The organism is Paenibacillus sp. RC21, from assembly GCF_044907935.1.
In the GTDB taxonomy this organism is placed as follows: Bacteria; Bacillota; Bacilli; order Paenibacillales; family Paenibacillaceae; genus Paenibacillus; species Paenibacillus terrae_A.
Genome location: NZ_JBIYCS010000002.1, coordinates 33,920 through 53,912 on the forward strand (window position 1 = coordinate 33,920; position 19,993 = coordinate 53,912).

A 19,993-nucleotide genomic window follows, 5' to 3' on the forward strand; every position below is an offset into this window, starting at 1 on the left:
CTTTGATTTATTTACCATATGGATCAGAGCTACCGCTCTGCGTTAAGATATCTGCTTGTTCTTTGGCATCCTGCCCGTTTCCATATCCGTCCCCTGTATTTGTACGCTCGCTCGAAGATCCATCTGCATTCGCTCCCGCATGCTGTGCTGCAACTTCCTCACTCAGGCTTCTCTCTATAGGTGTCGATATTACATTGTTTGATGCACTAATTGCATTTTCAAGAGACTCCCGCAACTGCTTGGACAGCTTTTGTTCAGCAACGCGGATCAAATTAGAATCACTGTTCATTAACTCTAACACCTTCAAATTGGGTGGATAGGTCGGGATCGCCTTCGGCTGGAACTGCGGATCGACATACGTTAATGCATAGATAGATGCTTTATGCAGATAGGCATCAACAATTCCGCTCGAAAGCGATAATATCTCCTGCTCATTCAAAGTAACCCAGATGATCGGACCTTCCAGTTTGGAAATTCGCTTTTTGGATAGCAAAATATAATCCTGACCCGTTGGAAATTGAATGCGGATATCCACTTCGTCTCCTGCTTTCAGGCTATTTGGGAGGACCACCACCTTCAGCTCCCGGTTACGCAGGTCTTTAGGAGTGGGTTCATCGGCGGTAATCATAGCTGATGTAAGTACGGACCCTTTTTTCAGTTCAATTTTAGCCGTGGCGCCGGAAGCTTCATTCTTACCCGCAACCAAATTGGCTGGAGCCTGAGAGCCAGGAACCGTGATTCCCTTCAGATCACTAGGTGTAATCTGTTCACCCGGAGAAATGTCACGAACAACAACCCACCCCTTTTTCGCGGTTCGTTGTTCTTGCTCATAACCTTTCCATTTTTGTGCTGCCTCTGCTTCGGCCTGTTTCCTGACATCATTTAATTGATGGGTGTTAATTATAAGGTAGCTCGCGAAGACAACGCCAACAATACCCGCACCAATACAACCGGCGTAAAGCTTTTGCTTACTGCTTTTTCTTAGTTTGGACACACAACTTCTCCCCTGCCTTTTTGATATAAACCTTTTATCTAGCGGTGACTGCGTTTGAGGAATCCGAAGCGTTTCTTTCGGGTATCGGGAATGGCTCCACGAAACATCTCATCCAGCACCTGATCCATCTCTTCTTCCTGCTCAAATGGATCGGAATGGAACGGTAAAGCAAATACTTGATCGTGATCTAATTCCTTACGTAGCCTGCGCACAGCCTCCGATGCTGCCAGCGGCAAGCAGTAATTCCATTTATGCTGTGGGTGGCGCTGAAGTGAGCGGGACAGCCCGACTATATCCTGAATTCTCCACTCGGCTCCAGAACCGACCACTAGCGGGTAATCCGCTCTCAAAAATTCTTCCAGCCGCTCATTGTCCTGCCCACTCCCCAAATCAAGCACGATAAATTGGTAAGAGCCACCCAGTAACGCAATGACATCCGCACGGGATGTTTGTCGCCAATAATGTACTCCATCTACCTCAAAGCGCCGACTTGAACTCGCTCGCCCAACGGGTACTCCGTCTACCACTTCTTGAAGCCGGGCAAATGCTTTGGCTGTACTATGCAGTTCGACCAAAGCCACTGAACGGGACCTTCGTGCCAGATAGTGGCTCACCGCAATCGCTGTGTGCGTTGCACCGGAACCAGAAGACACGCCCAGCACAGCTACAACCCTTGTACCTCCATATTCGATAGAAGCATCGCCAACGGACACTCCTTGTTGAGCAGACTGAAAATCTGCACTGCGTCGAAGCTCCCCAATCACCTCTCCGGCAGACTGAAATCGCTCCCCTGGATGATGACGCAGCAGCTTACGAATCACCGGGATCAAATGACGAGGTAATTCTCCACGAATATATCCTTCTACTCCGGCCGTCCACTCGCTAAATTTGCCACCTGTACAGAGATACAACAACAACGCTCCCAAACTGTACAAGTCTGAGCGGGCATCCGTTTGGCCTGCTCCATATTGCTCCGGGGCTGCGAAGCCCACTGTGCCCAGCTTTACCGTATCCTGATTCATCTCAGCCTTATAGCTCCGCGCTATGCCAAAATCAATCAGCTTAAATTCCATTTCCGGTGTCAGCATAATATTCGTTGGTTTCAGATCCCGGTAGATGACAGGGGACTGGCGAGTGTGCAAGTAATCCAGCACATCCAGCAACTGCAAAGCTAATGGAACAATTTGCTCCTGCGGAATATGGCCTTGGTAACCCTTCATATAAGCTTCCAGCGTAATTCCTTCAATATAGTCCATAACCAGATATACCGCCCCAGATGGCGGATGCTCGAAGAAGTCAACAATTCCTGGTAATCGTGGGTGGCTCAGCGAAATCAGCATCTCAGCCTCCGCGCGTACAAGCTTCATCATTTGCGGGTCGGCAACGGACTCCTTCACAGCCCATTGCTTACCTGGCAGCTTCAGATCCTCTGCCATAAACACGCTACTCATCCCTCCCGTACCCAACGTGCGGACAATCCGGTAACGCTCACCCACAACCGAACCGTATTCCAAATGCGATTGTTTTTTCATCTCTCTTGCCTCCTTTCTATAAGCAAACAACACAAAAAAGGGAAAGCCTACCGCAAAAACACAATCTTCATGTCACCATGAAAACGATGTTCGCGGGATGCTTTCCCTTTATTTAAACGTGGTTATTATACTTTAAGGAACAATTTGGATTTATTATATAGCACACCTATACCGATTGTAAAGCATTATTTTCCATACTTGATCATATACAGTGTAATCTCATCCCGGTTATGGAATAGCTGCTTGGCCCGCTGGATCTGCATGCCGGACTGCTCGAACGAAGCGATCACATCATGAATAAGCGCCAGAGGCTTTTTATGCATTAGCTTGACCGTTACGATGGCAGTACCTCCACTGCGTAAACTATACAGCAAATCAGTGACAAGCCTTGCCATCTGCTTTGGACTCCAACTCATATCACAGACCAGCAGATCAAATGTATTTTCTTTGAATTTGACCTCACTCGCATTTTTACGCAAAAAAGTCAGATTGGCATACTTCATCAACGAAGGCTCCATCTTTGCCGGATCAACCGCCGTTACTTTGAGTCCACGCTCCAGCAAAAAGGAAGTCCACCCCCCCGGCGCCGCCCCGATATCCAGTCCTTGATGAAAAGCGCTAAAATCAATGCCAAACGTCGCTTCTGCTTCCAGCAGCTTGAATTTAGCACGAGAGATTTGCCCGTCCTCTTTTTGAAAACGAACTGCGCCTCCGCTCCAATCCGATAGATTATCCTGAGGATGCGACACACCTGCATACCATGTATCCGTATCCGCAAAAACGGACACAATAACCTCTGCTCCCTGCACTGTAAGCTCCATAGGAAGATCACTTAATTGCTCACTCAAAGCCTGCTTGAGCGCACCTGCGCTTTCAGCCCAACTACTGTCAGCTCCTTTGCGCACCTGCAAAGAAACGCGCTGATCTATCAGTTCTCGGCGGTTACGGATAAAAGAAACCAAACGTTCCAGCACCTGAGCCAAGTTCGTTCCTTCCTCCTGAAAATGCACAGGAAATAAGTGACGCAAAAACATTGGCGGCTGACCCGTAATCGTTCCCACAGCCTCACTTGCATCCGCAGGTAATGTAGCCAGAAAAATTTCACCAGGTAAAAGTATTGTGCTTTTCACCGAGCCAAACATTCTTCTAAGCTCTTCCTGGGCATAAGGTGCAAACCCATGGTTAGCCGTGCAAACAAATCTTGATGATGACAAAGCGGTTCCACCCTGTTCATCTGTACTCTTGTATAGTTCCTCCAAAATAACGTTACCCTCCAGTGCACACCCGAATCCAGGGACGTTCGCCATCCCAATCCAGCTCAACTGGAACTTCATAAGTGTGCATAATCAATTCTTTCGTTAAAACCTCTTTCTTCGGTCCGGCTGCTGCCACCTTGCCATCACGGATAAGTGCCACATGGGTAAAGAGGGGAACAATCTCCTCAATATGGTGGGTTACATAGACCACTGACAAATCCCGCTTGCGAAGCCGATCAACTTCAACCAGCATTTTTTCCCGCTCAAATAGATCTAGCCCGGCGCAAGGCTCATCCATAATCAGCAAACGAGGCTCCGCCATCAACGAACGAGCGAGCATTACCTTTTTGCGTTCCCCCTGAGATAAAGTACCCAACGGATGATTCATCAGCGCACCTAAATTCATCCCCTCCAGCAGAGATACGGCTTTTTCCTTTGTCTCTGTCGGAATCTCCTGATAAAAACGTAAAAAAGCATACGCTCCAGTAGCAACTACTTCCCATACCGGATCTTTTAAAGCCAATTTTTCCAGCAACGTCTGGCTGATATATCCAATCTGCTTGCGTACTTCCCGTACGTCACATTGACCATATGTTTGCCCAAGCACTTTGACCGTTCCACGACTCGGAAACATATACCCGGTCATCATTTCCAGCAATGTTGTTTTACCAGAACCGTTACGCCCCAGGATGACCCAGTGCTCATTTTCCCGTATTTCAAGATTCACATCGTCTAATATTCGTCTATCTTCCCGCTGCAATGTGATGTTCTTCATAGATATCATTCCACCACGCTCCTTATCCTGCTCAGCAAGTGTTCCACAGATTCCATTTTGTAGATGATTTCAGGACTTCCGTTCTCACCGTTATATAAAAGAAGCGCAGGAACACTGGAAATCCGGTGCTCCTGTACCAGTTCTTGAATATAGTTAATGTTGCTTTGCACCACGACTCCTTCGGGGAGCAAATGCTCTGCCACTTCCAGCATCCGCCGGGCAGCCGCGCAGGTTCCACACATGGGAGTGTACACAAACAATGCCAGCTTGCATCCCTCCCATATGGCGCGACGCACCTCCTTTTGTCCCAACTCCTTCATCGTTCCGACTCTTTTTGGATCTCGCGCATGCGTTCCTCCGGCATCGGCCCGTTATGCACGGTGACTCCTTCCGGCTTATTGGCATACAGCAGCTCATACATGGCTCGTCGGCCCTCCGCACTAGAGGAATGCAAATAAATTTCACGCGGATACAACTGCTTCCCTGCAATGGCAGCAGCCACATCTTTCCCCGTTGGCTGACCCGGCCCCAAATCATAATCCAGCGATAACACCGAAATCGGGTATTCATGAAGCAATAACAAACACTCCTCCGCATCCCTTGCCAGCTTAAAGCCCGGAGGACAAGGCCGATAATCGTCCATAAACAAATGCATTAACGTCTCCTCCTTTTTCCCAAGGATGCAAGCTTCCTAAGCCTTAAAGATGAAGAACATCCGCCAAACTGTATTACTGCCAGCTTAGGATTAATTGAATATCTTCGCGATGGGTCCCATCATGTCCCGTTTCACTTTCCAAAACGACTGGAATGCCCCTTACAGGCTCCTGTTCCGTCATCCAACGCATACCCTCCAGACCAATACATCCCTGCGCAACACGCGCATGTCTGTCTTTTCTTGAGCCATACGGGTATTTGGAATCGTTCAAATGAACTCCGCACAGGGCTGGCCAATAGCCCAGACGATCCCCTTTTTCGATCAACGCCTCATCACGTCCACCGTTCCACAATCCTGCTGCATACGCATGACAGGTATCCAGACAAAAGCCAATGCTATCAGGATATTGACACAACTGGCGAATTTGCACCATTTCCTCCAACGTGGTTCCCATCGGGCCGTGATCCCCTGCCTGATTTTCAATCAGTATTTTAGCCTTTCCCAGCCATCCTTCCAGCACATCATCAAGACAACCAATGATATTTCGATAGCCCTCCAGCGGATCAGACGCATGGGTATGCCCAAAATGAACGACAGTCCCCTTTGAGCCACAGGCTTCAGCGATATCCAGATCGTTTCGCAATGAAGCAACTGTCAGCTCATAAAGCTCCTGCCCGCGTTCGCGCCCGTGAGCTGGATTAACAGGATATGGCGAGTGGCCAATAGATTGGATTTCATGCTTTTCACAGTAAGCTTTGCAAACAGCCGCATCAGCAGCATTCCATTCCTTCAGCCTAAGACTACGCGGGTTTTTCGGAAAATATTGAAAAGAACGTCCACCCTGCTCTCGTGCACGTACAGCGGCTTTGGAAAAACCACCTCGCGTACTAACATGAGAGCCGATCAGCAGTTTAGGCATCATGCTGCTGTACCGGGCAATAAAATGCTTTTTTTCCCGCCAGCTCAACCCTCACAATTTTCCCGCCATTTGGAGATTCTTCTCCCTCACGGTCATACACCCGACACTGATGATCAAAGCCGCCCGTTAGCGTATCCCCCTCCATCAGAGGCATTTCCATATAACCGCCTTCCGCAGTAGCTTCACGAAGCACGGATTGCGTAGCATGATACAGCTTTTCCACTTTTTCTGGCGATTGTACGATGTTTTGTACTTTGGAACCTGGTGTAAATCCGGCGATATAAGCAATTTCGTCCGAATAACAATTGCCGATACCGGAAAAAACATGCTGATTCACCAGCGTTGTTTTCAAAATACCCCGACGTCCCTTTAGACGTGCTGTGAACTTTTCTAATGTCATACGACGATCCAGCGGATCAGGTCCGAGGTCAGACATCGCCTCTTCTGTTTCTTTAGCCGTCAGCAAGTGCAGGTAACCCAAGCGCAGACCGATAAAATAAAGCTTTACTCCACTAAAATCCAGTTCAATTTGAACCGTGCGATCAGGACGCTGCTCCTCCGTTCCCAGATACAACAGTCCTCCCAGCATCAGATGCAGCACTAGCCGCCCGCCCGTGTTCAGATGAAAAATCAAGTGCTTGCCTCGACGCTCCATATATACAACGGTAGTTCCCAGCAATTGCTTCTCAAACGTTTCCACATCGGTATTAATGGATTTCACACGGTTAACCGTCACTCCGGTAATCGGAATGTCCAAAATTTGTTTTGACAATAGCGTTCTGTAGTTCTCCATCTCAGGAAGTTCCGGCATGTCAACATCTTTCCTTTCGTAGCTGCAAATCACTTTTGATTCTTGCAGATTTTTTTAAAATGTATATTTACTATTACTTAAACTCTTCCTGGAGCCAATCCTGCAATTCATCCAGATTGTCGAAAATCAGGTCAGGTTTTACTCCAACGGCACGCATATGTCCGTCCATATTAGCGCGGGTCGAAACACCCGATAGAATCAGAGCTGTTTTGCAACCTGCCGCCGCACCTGCCGCAATATCGGTAAGCATATTATCGCCCACAACCAGAGCTTCATCCGCTCTAATGTTCAAGCGATCCAGCGCATAGTTCATTAACACGCTTGAAGGCTTGCCGATGACGACGGGCTTTACCTGTGATGCCGCCTCAATCGCAGCTCCAATCGTTCCTGCCCCCGGCGTAAGTCCATCTTGTGAAGGTAATTGGAGATCCGGGTTTGTCAAAATAAAAGTGGCTCCTTCCTGAATCCATCGCATGGCAGCAACCAGCTTATCATATGTAAATTGGCGATCTATCCCCTGCACCACATAATCAGGGTGATCCTCCACAAGCTGCAATCCGGCATCCGTAAGCGCCTGACGTAATCCCGTTTCACCAATACAGTATACTCGTGCTCCAGGACCTTGCTGTGCAACATATTGTGCAGCTGCCAGCGCCGAAGTACATACTTCATCACTAACCGCTTCAATTCCCATACTTACCAAATGCTCAGCCACCGACTCGGGTGTGCGTGAAGCATTGTTCGTAACATAAGCGTAAGGTATCTGGTTCGTGCGCAATTGGGATATGAGCAGATCCGCACCCTTGATCATCCGGTCCCCATGATACAATGTTCCATCCAGATCAATCAGTAACGATTTTATCGTAATTCCCTCCCGCACTTCAAATCAATTCATCATAACATTGAAATTATAATTCATCCCATGAATGATGTTCACCTTCTTATTTAACCACCTTAATCATTCAGGTCATAAAATAAGTCGGCCCTTCCATTCCATCTTATCTATCTTAAGTCAAAAATACATATGAAGTCCATGAATTGCTGGTAAACCGTGCAAAATAGTGCCATTCCTCGCTAAAAGCCGTCGCTTTCCCATTGAATAAGCTTACATCTCCGTCGAAATCCATCGAAGATGCCTAGTCTTCAAAAGAAATTTCCTGTATCTCCTGAGCCTGCTCAAAATACAAACCCCTTAAAATTCGATATATAGAAAACCGAATATGACATGTCTCCATATGTGGTAGTACAAATTCATCCGACCCCACCCATATGTCGTCCTCATCTCTTGTCGCATCCTGCGCTTTCCCGGAAAATAATTTCACAGGAAAAACAAAGGCGCCGGAGCAAGCCCCGACACCCATACACGTTTATCTTCTATAACTACCGTTTAAGAACCGATATCGGGCACTGGTAACAACACATGCTGCTCCGCCAGCAATGAATTGGGGAATATACTCCGCGCTTCCTCCAGCAACGGCTGAAGCTGCTCCTGATCTTTATATCTGGAACTAAAATGCGTCATGATTAATTGGCCCGCACCTGCCGCTTTTGCTGCTTCCGCTGCCTGGAGCGCTGTACTGTGATGATATTCATACGCCGTTTCCGCAAGCTCATGCAGAAAAGTAGCTTCATGAACGACAACCGTTGCATCTTGAGCCAATACTACGGTATTCGGGCAAGGTCGCGTGTCACCAAGAATGGTGATGATACGTCCTTTTTTCGGTGCACCCAATACATCCTGGGGATGAAGCATGACTCCCCCCTCCACCTCTACGCTTTCTCCACGTTTCAGCTTACCATACACCGGGCCGGGCTTGATTCCGTATCGCTCCAGCAGCTCCTGATTGAGCTTGCCGGGCTTATCCATCTCTACAATACGATAACCGTAGCTGTCAATACGATGATCCAGCAGAGCCGACTCGACACGGAATTGCCCGTCATCAAACAATAGTCCTCCCGTATGCTCCACAATATGTAGTTGGTAGTTGATACGGGATTGGCTGATTCCCAGCGATAATTCGATGTACTGCTTGAGGCCAGGCGGCCCGTATACCGTCAGCGGTGTCGTACCTCCCTGATACGCCCTGCTCGACAGCAGGCCTGGCAGACCAAAGAGATGGTCTCCATGCAAATGGGTAATGAATATTTTTTCAAGCCTGCTTAGCTTAAGCGGCGAACGTAGTACCTCCTGCTGAGTTCCTTCGCCGCAATCAAACAACCACATGCTTCTTCGTTCCTCCAGCAAACGGAGTGCGATGGACGTCACGTTTCGCTGGATCGTAGGCACACCTGCATTCGTGCCGAGAAAATAAAATTCCATGACTTTAACCTTCTTCCTGCTGACCAGCAAAAAACCTCCGAAGCTCGGAGGGTCTTTGCTATCCCATCTGATAAAGGTGTTACACCTTTTCGACGTTAAAATACTGCGCCTGAGGGTGACTGAACACCATGGCTGATACAGAAGCCTCCGGTTCCATCATAAACCCTTCCGTCAGCTCAACGCCAATATCCTCAGGTTTCAACAGCTGGAACAATGGCCCCTGATCCTCCAGATCAGGACATGCTGGATAGCCAAAAGATACCCGTATGCCCTGATATCTAGCCCCATGCCGCTGTTTCATCGTCATGTCTGCCGAGTCCGGGAAGCCCCAGCTGTCCCTTATAATATGATGAAGTCGCTCGGCGAGTCCTTCTGCCACTTCCAGCGCTACCGACTGAAGTGCATGAGAGCGTAAGTAATCCCCTTTTTCTTTCCATTGCGTGGAAAGCTGCTGAATACCGTGACCCGCCGTAACGACCATAAAACCTACATAATCCATAACTCCAGATTCCACCGATTTCAAGTAGTCAGCCAGACATAAATAAGGCTCTACTTGTTGACGCGGAAACGTAAATGTGTGCAGTACCCTGTTCACATCTGATGGATCATAAACCAAAATCTGATCTCCCTGTGACTGCGCCGGGAAGAAACGGTATACAGCATGTGCCTGAATAATTCCATCCGTAACGGCTTCAAACATGATGCTATCTACGGTTTCCTTCAACTGAGTCGCTTTCGGATTCCCCGAAGCCAGCAATTGCTCTACATTTCCTTTTAATCCAAGATGGTGCCCCATCAGCATCTGCATATTCACATAAGGCAAAATATAATTGAGCGGATAGTTACGCAGTACATGACGATCCGTATCCGGCGGAATATAGACGGGCAAATCCTGAGCGATTTTAGAGCGAACAGCCCGGGTAAGTTTAGGCAACGGCTTGGCTTCCACGACCGTTGCGGCTTCCGCTTCCCGTTCAGCCTCCATTTCCTCAGCCATTTTCTTGCGGGACTCAGGATTCATCAGCTTGTTAGCTATGTCCAAACCATCCATTGCATCCTTCGCATAGACAACCATTCCGTCATACTCGGGACGGATACGGTTTTTCGTAAACTTACGCGTCAAAGCAGCTCCGCCAACCATAATCGGGATATCAATATTCGCATTTTTTAAATCCTGTGCAGTCAACACCATCTGTTGAGCCGATTTAACAAGCAAACCGGATAAGCCAATCGCGTCGGCCTTTTCTTCACGGTAAGCCTCAATAATGCGTTCTGGTGGTACTTTTATACCCAGATTTACAATATGGTAACCATTGTTGGATAGAATAATCTCCACCAGGTTTTTACCAATGTCATGCACATCACCTTTGACCGTAGCCAGCAAAATCTTTCCTTTTACCGAGGATTCATTTTTTTCCATATACGGTTCCAAGAAAGCGACCGACGCCTTCATGACTTCAGCGCTTTGCAGCACCTCTGCAACGATCAATTCGTTGTTGTTAAAGAGACGTCCTACCTCTTCCATCCCCTTCATCAGCGGTCCATTAATAATCTCCAGCGAAGAATATTTGGCAAGCGCTTGCTCCAGATCCGGAATCAGTCCCTCCTTACTACCCTCTACTACATAGGAAGCCAGCCGCTCTTCGAGCGAGAGATTGGACACCTTCTCTTTTTTCTCCACTTTCTTATTACGGAAAGCAGCCACAAAAGCGGATAAAGTATCGTCGTTCGTTTTATAAATCAGGTCTTCGGCGAGCTTCCGTTCATGCTCGGGTATCGAAGCATAACGTTCGAGTTTCTCCGTATTTACAATCGCATAGTCCAAGCCTGCTTTGGTACATTCGTATAGATAAACGGAATTGAGCACTTCACGACCCGCCTCTGGCAAACCAAAGGACACGTTACTGATACCCAAAATGGTGTGAACTCCTGGAAGTGCTTCTTTAATAATCCGAATCCCTTCAATCGTTTCCTTGGCCGAACCGATGTATTGCTCATCACCTGTTCCTACGGGGAATACGAGTGTATCAAAAATAAGATCCTCGGGTGCCAGACCGTAACGGTTCACCAGCAGATCATAAGAGCGTTTGGCCACTTCAAGCTTATCCTCACGTGAAATAGCCTGACCACGTTCATCAATGGTTCCAACAACAACAGCCGCGCCGTATTTATGAATAAGAGGTGCCATTTTCTCGAATTTCTCTTCGCCATCCTCCAAATTAATGGAGTTAATGATCGCCTTCCCTTGCGAATATTGCAAGGCGGTATCAATGACCTGGATGTCTGTGGTATCTATCACGAGAGGGACTTTTACCTTATTCACAACCAGCTTCAAAAAGGCTTCCATATCCGTCATTTCATCGCGGTCCGGGTCCTGTACACAAATATCAATGACATGTGCCCCACTCTTTACCTGAGCGCGGGCAATCTCAGATGCCTCTTCATATTTGCCCTCCACGATCAAACGCTTGAATTTGCGGGAGCCGAGAACATTTGTTCGTTCACCAACCATATAGGGACGATTTTCCTGTTCAATATATACAGGCTCAATACCCGATACAGCCGGTGGGTGATGACCTTCCAGCGGGCGCGGCTCAAACTGCGCCATACGTTCACTCATAACCCGGATATGCTCAGGTGTGGTACCACAGCAACCTCCTGCAATATTCAGCCAACCTTTTTCGGCGAAAGCGGCCATTTTACGGGCTAATGAATCAGGTGATTCATGATATTGACCGTTTTCATCAGGCAAACCTGCATTCGGATAACAGCTAATTGCTGCTGAGGACATATCAGAGAGAGAGCGAATGTGATCCCGCATAAACTCCGGTCCTGTAGCACAGTTCAGCCCAATCGACACCGGATGCAAATGTTCCAGCGATATGCAGAAAGACTCAATATTCTGACCTGCCAGAGTCGTTCCCATTGGTTCAATCGTTCCCGAAATCATTATGGGAAGCTCCGTACCCGTCTTCTCAAAAGCCTGCCGAATTCCAATACTTCCGGCTTTGACGTTAAGCGTATCCTGCGAGGTCTCCAAAAGCAGGGCATCCACGCCGCCTTCAATTAGCGCCAAGGCTTGCTCTTCATAGCTCTCGATCAGCTCCGCAAACGTAACACCACCTGTCACGGATAATGTTTTCGTCGTCGGTCCCATAGCTCCTACAACAAAACGAGGCTTGTCCGCAGTACTATACTTATCTGCCGCGTTACGCGCCAGTTTAGCTGCAACCAGATTAATTTCACGGGCGCGCTCCGGTATATCGTAATCCGCCAAAACGACGGATGTCGCTCCAAAAGTGTTCGTTTCAATCAGGTCTGATCCGGCCTCCAAGTATGCTTCATGTATCCCTTGAATGACATCCGGTCTGGTTAAGACCAACATCTCGTTGCAGCCCTCCAGCTCTTCCCCGCCAAAATCGTCGGGGGAAAGATCCTCTTGCTGGATCATGGTGCCCATGGCCCCGTCAAGAATGAGTATTCTTCGTTGTAATGCATTCTGTAAGCTAACTTTATCCAAAATCTCTTCACCCCCGCAAAACGTTAAATCCTAGTTTAGCAGAAACCGTATCATTTAGATAGATTGAAGTAAAAACATACGTTTTATACGGCTTCTTCTGCACAAAAACAACTCTCGATATTCATTTTTACAGTTTGCTGCATAATGAGACGCACTTAGGCCAGGGTTCTTTTTATATTGGAATAGGACGAACCGTCATTTGCAACATAAAATGTTTCAGACCTATATTGTACAACGATTCAAGACATGATATTCTGTATACAACATTAAACCAAGTGGAAAAGAGGGATAATCTATGGCTGAAATCTTAATACGCAATACGAATGTACGAATTAGCGATGAAGACAAGGTACGTGAATTTTTGGAGAGTCAAGAGGTATTGTACGAGCATTGGGATGATTCCAAGCTGTCCGGGGAGCTGCAAGAAAACTTCACCCTGACAGATGAGCAAAAAGTGGCTGTTCTAAGCACTTTTGAAGCCGAAATCAAGGACTTAGCCGCCCGCCGTGGGTATAAAATATGGGACGTTATCACCTTGTCCGAAGCAACGCCGAATTTGGACGAGCTACTTGCCAAGTTTGAGCAAATTCATACCCATACCGAAGATGAAATCCGTGCTATTGTAGCAGGCAAAGGCATTTTCATCATTAAAGGTCCTGAAGAAATCGGATATTTTAATGTTGAGCTTTCACCTGGTGACGTTATTTCCGTACCAGAAAATATTCCTCACTTCTTTACCTTAATGGAAAATCAGAAGATCGTCGCAGTACGTTTGTTCATCGAAGAAAATGGGTGGATTGCCGAACCGTTTGAAGATCCATCGTTTATTAAGGCATAATACTATAATACGAATCCATCCTAATGTGGATAAAGCAACTCCCTCTGCTCTGAGATGCCTGAGCGGAGGGAGTATTTTGGGCTTGTTACTATAATAAGAGCCGAAAAGCACTTACTTAAACGATTGAATAATTCCATCCAATTCGGACAGATGCTTAATTTCGAACTTTGGCTTGATTTCTGTAGTATTGGTTTTGGCGTTGCGGTTCACCCACACGGAGTGCACACCTGCCGCCAGAGCCCCTTGAATATCAGTCGTCAGCTTATCCCCCACCATTAAAGCATGTTCAGGCTCAATACCGAGAAGCCCCAAAGCATGCTGAAAAATAGACGGGTCCGGCTTACCTTTACCAAACGAACCTGAAATAACAACGTGATCAAAAAATGGAGCTAACTGCGGAACCCCATCCAACTTCTCCTGCTGTAGATCAGGGGAGCCGTTTGTCAACAAAAGAAGCTTATACTGCACTTTCAACTGCTCCAGAATCTCAAACGTTTCTTCATAAACATGGGGACGGGTGCGTCTTTCCAAGGCAAATTGGGTTGCCAGCTTTTGCGCTAACTCTTCATTATCTATCCCCAACTGTTGGAGACCTCTACGCCAAGATTCCTTTCGATAAGCAGGGGCCAGCTGTTCCAATTGCCGGAACTCTGGCTGCTCTCCTGCCGTAAAATTCGCCCACAATCCCTCAAACGGATTAATGCCAATCAATTGAGTAAAACTAAAGGTTTCATAAGACTCATACAAAGCACGCGCTTCCTTGCGGACTGCTTCTTCCAAAGCTTTCGAATCAACGCCTGCTTCCAGGGAACCTGTCTGGCACGTTGCGTCAAATGCCTCTTCTACGCTGCGCTCATCCCACAGAAGTGTATCATCAAGATCGAACATTACCGCTTGAATCGTCATCTGTATTATCCACTCTCTTTCCACTTTATATGTACGCTTGTTCTGCCTTGTTGCGTCTACAAGCATTCCAATCGTTATGTGCCCATATTAATCAAGAGGCCGCAATGTGTTATATGAAATAACATCATGCGACCTTATTTACAGAGGCTACAGGCCCACGGACAATCTAAACGATTCTAACCAACAGAAGTCGTTATTTTTTGTCTACTTGAACCTGATTAGATAGCGCAAACTTCTCAAGCCGCTCTGCAATGGCATCCGTATCATAACGGCCCAGTGATTTTGTAAAAATAAAGTTGCCACCCTTACCTTTTCTTTCAACCGTTACGTAACCCTTTTCAATCTTGATGGCTTTCATATCCTCTGCCGTCATTGGACGCTCTCTGCCACCCTTCAACATATACAGCGTGCTCTTTCCAACCTTCAAATAAGGACGGCGGATGAAAAAGATAACAGCCAGCATCAAATACAAGCCGAATACAAGCCAGTCCATGCCGCGCATACCAGTCTTAGTCAAAAAATAACTCATGAGCATATACAGAACTGCAAGTCCAGCCAACATGATTGGCACGGTAATATTACGTCCACGGAAAATATCCATTGCAGAACCGGCGCCACTAATGGTTTGGATGCCTTGCTTTTTGCGCGATTTATTCAAATGCGCTGTGTTTTTGCGAACTTTTCTTTCAAATGACCGGGCCATCTCTCAATTCCCTTCCCAAATATATTGCTTAAAACAATTGCTACCAATCCTAATCTATATAGATACCAAAAATAGATACCTTAAAAAAACGAAAAGCAAATTACGCGGGCTAAGCCGCTTTAGCGACATTAATGCTTCAGCCCACCATTTCCCTTCGACGTATCTTCGTCCACAATTTCAATCGTATCAAGTTGCTGCCGGAAATTACGGCGAATGTTATCCAAATAAATTTCCCGAAGATTGGCGCGCTCTGTTGTTTCCTCTTCCGTCAATCCTTCGGCTTTTGCTTTGCGAGCCAATTCATTGATGCGCTGTACCAAGCTGTCTATATCCAAATTCTGTCCCCTCCATATAAGCAAAGATATAATACACTTTGACATGTAGAAAAGAGCTTGTCAAGGTTCCCGTATCACGTTCCCTGACAGCTCTAATGTGACTGATCAGAAGTGCGGAAGCTTTAAAAGCTGGCCTGCCTGCACTCCTCGATCTTCCATTCCGTTAATCCGAACAATTCCTTCTATATATACCCGTGTATCCATTCGTTCCGGTTTATGAGTGGAGGCAATCCGCCACAATGTATCCCCAGGTTGTACAATAAGTTTGGTCACCTCTTCATTCGAAACCGAAGGAGCCGCGAATACCGTCAGTACACCTGCACCCGCAATCCAGGCAACGATAACCAGAATAAGAAGTTTGGGCAGGAGACTGTTGGAAATGGTCCGTACAAGCTGCGCCCTTCTCTCATTCCGGACATTTTGAATCTTTTCTAAATTCATTGGAAAAATACTTTGATATGTGCTATATTTCATCATTTGTCGCGTCCTCCAAACGTTTGTTCCTATGTTTTTTCACAATATAACACGAACATTTGTTTTGTTCAATAGAAAAGAGAACAAAAGTTCGTGATTATTTTTTAGGATTATTTAGAACTTACGTTTGTACGAACGGAGGTTCTATGCTATAATTTTCCCAAACGTTACTAAATGGGGTTGATACGGTATGTCTAAGATTTCAAGCCGCCAGCAGGCCATTCTTGAATTTATCCGCAATGAAGTGCGTCTAAAGGGTTATCCCCCTTCTGTACGCGAAATAGGTGAGGCTGTCGGATTGGCCTCCAGTTCTACGGTTCACGGTCATTTGGATCGTCTGGAGAAAAAGGGACTGATTCGTCGTGATCCAACGAAACCGCGGGCCATCGAGTTACTCGGCCAAGACGAATCGGATAACAGCAACTTGATTAATTACTCAATTAGTCGTGTTCCGGTCGTCGGCAAAGTTACAGCTGGTCTGCCTATTACAGCAACAGAAAATATTGAAGATTACTTTCCTCTTCCCCAACATTTTGTTGGTGAGGATAAAATATTCATGTTATCTGTTGTAGGAGAAAGCATGATTGAAGCTGGTATTGCCAACGGAGATTATGTCATCGTACGTCAACAGCAGACAGCCGATAACGGCGATATTGTCGTGGCCATGACAGACGAGGACGAGGCTACTGTTAAAACTTTTTACAAGGAAAAAGATCATATTCGACTTCAACCGGAAAATCCGGCCTTTGAACCGCTTCGTCTGACGCACGTCAGTATTTTGGGCAAGGTTGTAGGACTCTTCCGGGACTTCCACTGATTTTTCATTTTTCAGCCCCGTTATTCTTCCCGCTACAACAAAACCGGCTGCCCATGGCAAGCCGGTTTTGTGTTGATTTTATGTACACAAAATGTTCCTCACAGCTATTCTTTTTCCTTTGATAGCCCATAGATTAAACGGTTTATACCTGCAATTACTGTTCTGTATATTGGTGGATCAAAAGAATTATATCATTATTTTAGATAAATATGGTATATTATCTGAACAACTGAATAATCGTATTCTTAACCAGGAAGCGTATTACGAGAAAAAACTTAAAACCCTTTATAATAAGTAATATTTCTTTTACCAGCTTCTTATCTTCATTCTTTACTATTCTACTTATGCTAATCTGCTGTAACTTTCTCCTACAACGTAAAGTGGGAAAGGATACGGCAGGTAAGCATAAGTTTTTTTACGTTCCGTATCTCCATACTTTATTAGTTTCTGAATATTAGGATCATAGGTGATAGCTTCTTTTTGCTTTTAATAGATTTATGCTGATACATTGCTAGCGCTACTGACATATGAATAAAGTAGACCTTAGCAAAGGAGATAAGAAGATGATCAAAAATCGAGTCAAAACGTATAAGCACCGTATCGGCAAGAACAAATTTCTGGTCGTAAAAGTCTTTCAGGCCGCAGCCGCCGAAACAAGAAGCGGTAACGCACTAGCCACCAATGCATTGAACATCAAAATTTCCAAACGTAACCGTAAGCATAAACACTTCTAAAATTCATCCGTACCTTCATTTCTTGTGAAGGGAGGTGATATCATGTGTAAAAGACATTTCAAACGTCACGTGAGAAGAAGAGGATTATCGATCCGTTCAAATCAGAGAGCGATTGCACGTGCTAGAGGTAACGCACTGGCTGTTAATCTGTTTAGTGTAAATGATAGACAACGCAGACGTTAATGATTGTTTTTAAGCGAAAAGCGGGAAGGATTTCTTCCCGCTTTTTTGTGCCGCATTATAGTGTAAAACGGATATTGAACCAATATTAAGGGGCCCTTTAGCAGTCGGTAGGACTTTATCATTTTCAACAGAATTTTAACATTTGAAGTAAGTGAATACTGATAAAAATTTCGTATTCTCTTCATCTAAATCCCAGTCCTGAGAAAATTCAAAAAAATGCTTTTTCATGTCTATTCTCCCCTGTGAACTATTGTGTCTTTATCTTTACTGTATGATCATTTATCCTATGTACTCTGAACGAAATGCTTTTCCTCGTTTCATAAACATAAGGAGCGAAAATGTTAACTCAACACAACCCATTACCTTCTCCCATTCTTTTTCCCTTGATTATGAAATTCGAAACTCTTACCTATATCAATTCCTAAAATTAGGGACATATGAACAAAAATCAGGGTGCTGAATGTCTCTTATGATTCGACAATATAAGCCGAGTATTTTTGACAAAAAAAGAGCCGCTATCTAGTAGCAACTCCAGTGAAGATTATGTTCGAATTAATGAAACCCATTTCCTCTATAACCTCGTCAAATCGGTGATAAGAGATCGGACACCTCTTCGATGTTTTTGTTATCTCACATTCAAAGTAAGCGTCTTTGAAAATGCCATTAACAATTTTCACCTTTTCCACATTCAGAGTATTGCTTCTGTCTACATTCAAGAAATGGAACCCATTATTATTTAGGAAGCTTTCCCAATGCCTTAGGGTGCCGATCATGTAATATGTTTTTTCGAATGTGTGAACTAGAATCTGATCCCTCTTACGTCCTTTAGATATGAAAAGAACCTTGTCCACTGGTATGTTTTCGCCCTTGTTAATACCTCGAGAATCATCAGCTGAGACGGTTAAGTTTAGCATTTCATATATCTCCCACTTTATTTCAACAGTTCTTCAGGTGGTTCGGGACTGTGAATCCAAGACAAACTCGCTGTACTCACTGATACAACTGCAAGTGAAGTTAGTAATATGGCAGCATTGTAGTACATACCAATCTTAAATTTACTAAATTTAGGACTTTTCATTTTTCGCACCTCCTCTCTATTAACGTTAAGCTTTGAACAAAAAAACTAGCAGCTACCACCGGAAAAGCCAGCCACAAATTAAGTGTTATTATTGCAACCCCGCAAATTTTTAACAATGGGTAGTGCCGTTTAGGTATACGAGTCTTCCCGTCTATTCTAGACGGAGCATAAACCAAGACAAGTATTATACTTAATATCGAAGTAATAACTATCCAATTATAGTTTAAATTCACAAAGGACAGGGCGGTAAGTAAAGCTGTAGATACAACAATGCATACTATATTGCTCTTTAAATGTATTCCTCCTACAACTTGACGCAGTATAGAAAAAGATATCATCGCCAGTACAGTTTCCTGCACCTTACCCGTAATAAATGAAATACCAATAGTTAACAAAATGATTGAAACTGTATTAATCACAACGGCTATTCCATGTTTTAAAACCGCAATAGAAGCTGGATGACCCGGTACAACTGTTTTGATATGAGTTGCAATATCAAGAGCGATAGAATCAAGATTTTTTATAATAATCACGCTCCGTTTTTAGCGCATAGTACAGAAACATTCCAGATGCCAAAGCTATAAATAAAATACTCAAAGGAAAATTATTGACGTAGAACATAAATGTACTAGCTGCTAGTACCCCAATTATTAAAATAACAACAAGTACATGTTCCCACCTAAAACGCAAGCTTTCATAATCTGCTGTAAAGCCTATTTTGAATTTAAATAGTAACCATGATATAGCTAACACCCATGCACTGGTTACAGCTTGAGCTAACGATCCCTCTGGAGAGGTCTGCATGTCTGATGTCAATGTACCAAAGAGCATTACTATGATTATTGCTTGAAACAGCGTATACAAAAACGTACCTGTAATGGATATGATAGCTGCCCAAATAATGGGCATCCTTACAACAGTAGTTATCAATAATGTGAATAATATAATGTTTATAGTCGGAGCAAAAAAAGACAACGACATTTCTTCTCTCAACACCATACTTTGCAAGTTCATGATCAGGCCGATAAACAAGGCAGGCCAGACAAAATCTAAAGCTCGGATTCTAAAAATAGTAAGCATTAAAACAAACGCCGCAAATGTTTCAACATTAGAAAATAGCAAGAACCGTATAGGCTCCCACAT

23 protein-coding genes are annotated in these 19,993 nt (G+C 45.2%); 4 read left to right on the forward strand and 19 right to left on the reverse strand.

Translation table 11 applies throughout. From position 1 onward, the window contains the following. Positions 1–7 precede the first annotated feature (7 nt). The 11 genes from ABIA61_RS05300 to metH all read right to left on the reverse strand — a co-directional run bounded on the left by ABIA61_RS05300 (position 8) and on the right by metH (position 12,782). Positions 8–994 (reverse strand): SAF domain-containing protein, encoded by a 987-nt coding sequence (locus tag ABIA61_RS05300; RefSeq protein ID WP_404580434.1) that lies wholly within the window; start codon positions 992–994, stop codon positions 8–10. A gap of 38 nt (positions 995–1,032) precedes the next feature. Further along, positions 1,033–2,526: a serine/threonine protein kinase gene (locus ABIA61_RS05305; protein ID WP_283652103.1), complete on the reverse strand. Its 1,494-nt coding sequence runs from the start codon at positions 2,524–2,526 to the stop codon at positions 1,033–1,035. A gap of 185 nt (positions 2,527–2,711) precedes the next feature. Further along, the gene (locus ABIA61_RS05310; protein ID WP_404580435.1) at positions 2,712–3,860 is read right to left on the reverse strand and encodes a 23S rRNA (cytidine(2498)-2'-O)-methyltransferase RlmM; all 1,149 of its coding nucleotides are present in this window, start codon (positions 3,858–3,860) and stop codon (positions 2,712–2,714) included. Then, entirely contained in the window at positions 3,793–4,566 is a 774-nt protein-coding gene (locus ABIA61_RS05315; protein WP_404580436.1) for an ABC transporter ATP-binding protein, read from the reverse strand. The genes ABIA61_RS05310 and ABIA61_RS05315 overlap by 68 nt, the downstream gene beginning before the upstream one ends. Then, positions 4,563–4,877 carry a thioredoxin family protein gene (locus ABIA61_RS05320; RefSeq protein WP_283652105.1) on the reverse strand — a complete coding sequence of 105 codons (315 nt, stop codon included), beginning with the start codon at positions 4,875–4,877 and terminating at the stop codon, positions 4,563–4,565. The genes ABIA61_RS05315 and ABIA61_RS05320 overlap by 4 nt, the downstream gene beginning before the upstream one ends. Continuing rightward, a complete protein-coding gene (locus tag ABIA61_RS05325; RefSeq protein ID WP_283652106.1) occupies positions 4,874–5,212 on the reverse strand; it encodes a cyclic-phosphate processing receiver domain-containing protein in 339 nt (112 codons plus the stop codon). Before ABIA61_RS05325 ends, ABIA61_RS05320 begins: the two co-directional genes overlap by 4 nt. 73 nt (positions 5,213–5,285) lie before the next feature. Then, positions 5,286–6,134, reverse strand: a complete 849-nt coding sequence (locus tag ABIA61_RS05330) for a deoxyribonuclease IV (RefSeq protein ID WP_283656277.1) — start codon at positions 6,132–6,134, stop codon at positions 5,286–5,288. Continuing rightward, positions 6,124–6,942, reverse strand: coding sequence for an Fpg/Nei family DNA glycosylase (locus ABIA61_RS05335; RefSeq protein WP_283652107.1), 819 nt, complete (start codon positions 6,940–6,942; stop codon positions 6,124–6,126). Before ABIA61_RS05335 ends, ABIA61_RS05330 begins: the two co-directional genes overlap by 11 nt. Before the next feature lie 73 nt (positions 6,943–7,015). Further along, positions 7,016–7,822, reverse strand: a complete 807-nt coding sequence (locus ABIA61_RS05340; RefSeq protein WP_404580437.1) for a TIGR01457 family HAD-type hydrolase — start codon at positions 7,820–7,822, stop codon at positions 7,016–7,018. A 507-nt stretch (positions 7,823–8,329) separates the two neighbouring features. Further along, the gene (rnz, locus tag ABIA61_RS05345) at positions 8,330–9,262 is read right to left on the reverse strand and encodes a ribonuclease Z (protein ID WP_404580066.1); all 933 of its coding nucleotides are present in this window, start codon (positions 9,260–9,262) and stop codon (positions 8,330–8,332) included. A gap of 79 nt (positions 9,263–9,341) precedes the next feature. Then, the gene (gene metH / locus ABIA61_RS05350) at positions 9,342–12,782 is read right to left on the reverse strand and encodes a methionine synthase (protein ID WP_404580067.1); all 3,441 of its coding nucleotides are present in this window, start codon (positions 12,780–12,782) and stop codon (positions 9,342–9,344) included. Between the two features lie 295 nt (positions 12,783–13,077). Between metH and ABIA61_RS05355 the strand changes: the two genes are divergently transcribed. Further along, complete coding sequence (locus tag ABIA61_RS05355) at positions 13,078–13,620, forward strand: cupin domain-containing protein (protein ID WP_044648279.1); 543 nt, start codon at positions 13,078–13,080, stop codon at positions 13,618–13,620. Positions 13,621–13,731: 111 nt separating this feature from the next. Here the strand turns inward: ABIA61_RS05355 and ABIA61_RS05360 are convergent, their stop codons facing one another. From ABIA61_RS05360 to ABIA61_RS05375, 4 genes are all read right to left on the reverse strand, one after another. Next, the gene (locus ABIA61_RS05360; protein WP_404580438.1) at positions 13,732–14,526 is read right to left on the reverse strand and encodes an HAD family hydrolase; all 795 of its coding nucleotides are present in this window, start codon (positions 14,524–14,526) and stop codon (positions 13,732–13,734) included. A gap of 193 nt (positions 14,527–14,719) precedes the next feature. Beyond that, positions 14,720–15,229, reverse strand: a complete 510-nt coding sequence (locus ABIA61_RS05365) for a hypothetical protein (protein ID WP_283652109.1) — start codon at positions 15,227–15,229, stop codon at positions 14,720–14,722. Between the two features lie 128 nt (positions 15,230–15,357). Next, positions 15,358–15,564, reverse strand: a complete 207-nt coding sequence (locus ABIA61_RS05370) for a DUF896 domain-containing protein (protein WP_404580440.1) — start codon at positions 15,562–15,564, stop codon at positions 15,358–15,360. 105 nt (positions 15,565–15,669) lie between these two features. Beyond that, positions 15,670–16,038, reverse strand: a complete 369-nt coding sequence (locus tag ABIA61_RS05375) for a LysM peptidoglycan-binding domain-containing protein (RefSeq protein ID WP_283656279.1) — start codon at positions 16,036–16,038, stop codon at positions 15,670–15,672. Between the two features lie 190 nt (positions 16,039–16,228). On the opposite strand from ABIA61_RS05375, the gene lexA reads away from it, so the two are divergent. From lexA to ABIA61_RS05390, 3 genes are all read left to right on the forward strand, one after another. Next, on the forward strand, positions 16,229–16,855 hold the full coding sequence (gene lexA, locus ABIA61_RS05380; protein WP_013310545.1) for a transcriptional repressor LexA: 627 nt from the start codon (positions 16,229–16,231) through the stop codon (positions 16,853–16,855). A gap of 563 nt (positions 16,856–17,418) precedes the next feature. After that, complete coding sequence (locus ABIA61_RS05385) at positions 17,419–17,589, forward strand: hypothetical protein (RefSeq protein ID WP_283652110.1); 171 nt, start codon at positions 17,419–17,421, stop codon at positions 17,587–17,589. Between the two features lie 42 nt (positions 17,590–17,631). Beyond that, positions 17,632–17,772 carry a hypothetical protein gene (locus ABIA61_RS05390; protein ID WP_283652111.1) on the forward strand — a complete coding sequence of 47 codons (141 nt, stop codon included), beginning with the start codon at positions 17,632–17,634 and terminating at the stop codon, positions 17,770–17,772. A 515-nt stretch (positions 17,773–18,287) separates the two neighbouring features. Here ABIA61_RS05390 and ABIA61_RS05395 read toward each other — a convergent pair. The 4 genes from ABIA61_RS05395 to ABIA61_RS05410 are packed head-to-tail and all read right to left on the reverse strand — an operon-like array spanning position 18,288 to position 19,993. Beyond that, positions 18,288–18,686 carry a LytTR family transcriptional regulator DNA-binding domain-containing protein gene (locus ABIA61_RS05395; protein WP_044648284.1) on the reverse strand — a complete coding sequence of 133 codons (399 nt, stop codon included), beginning with the start codon at positions 18,684–18,686 and terminating at the stop codon, positions 18,288–18,290. Between the two features lie 17 nt (positions 18,687–18,703). Next, positions 18,704–18,850 carry a cyclic lactone autoinducer peptide gene (locus ABIA61_RS05400; RefSeq protein ID WP_014281452.1) on the reverse strand — a complete coding sequence of 49 codons (147 nt, stop codon included), beginning with the start codon at positions 18,848–18,850 and terminating at the stop codon, positions 18,704–18,706. After that, a complete protein-coding gene (locus ABIA61_RS05405; RefSeq protein WP_283652112.1) occupies positions 18,847–19,383 on the reverse strand; it encodes an accessory gene regulator ArgB-like protein in 537 nt (178 codons plus the stop codon). Before ABIA61_RS05405 ends, ABIA61_RS05400 begins: the two co-directional genes overlap by 4 nt. Next, positions 19,361–19,993 carry a hypothetical protein gene (locus tag ABIA61_RS05410; RefSeq protein ID WP_283652113.1) on the reverse strand — a complete coding sequence of 211 codons (633 nt, stop codon included), beginning with the start codon at positions 19,991–19,993 and terminating at the stop codon, positions 19,361–19,363. Before ABIA61_RS05410 ends, ABIA61_RS05405 begins: the two co-directional genes overlap by 23 nt.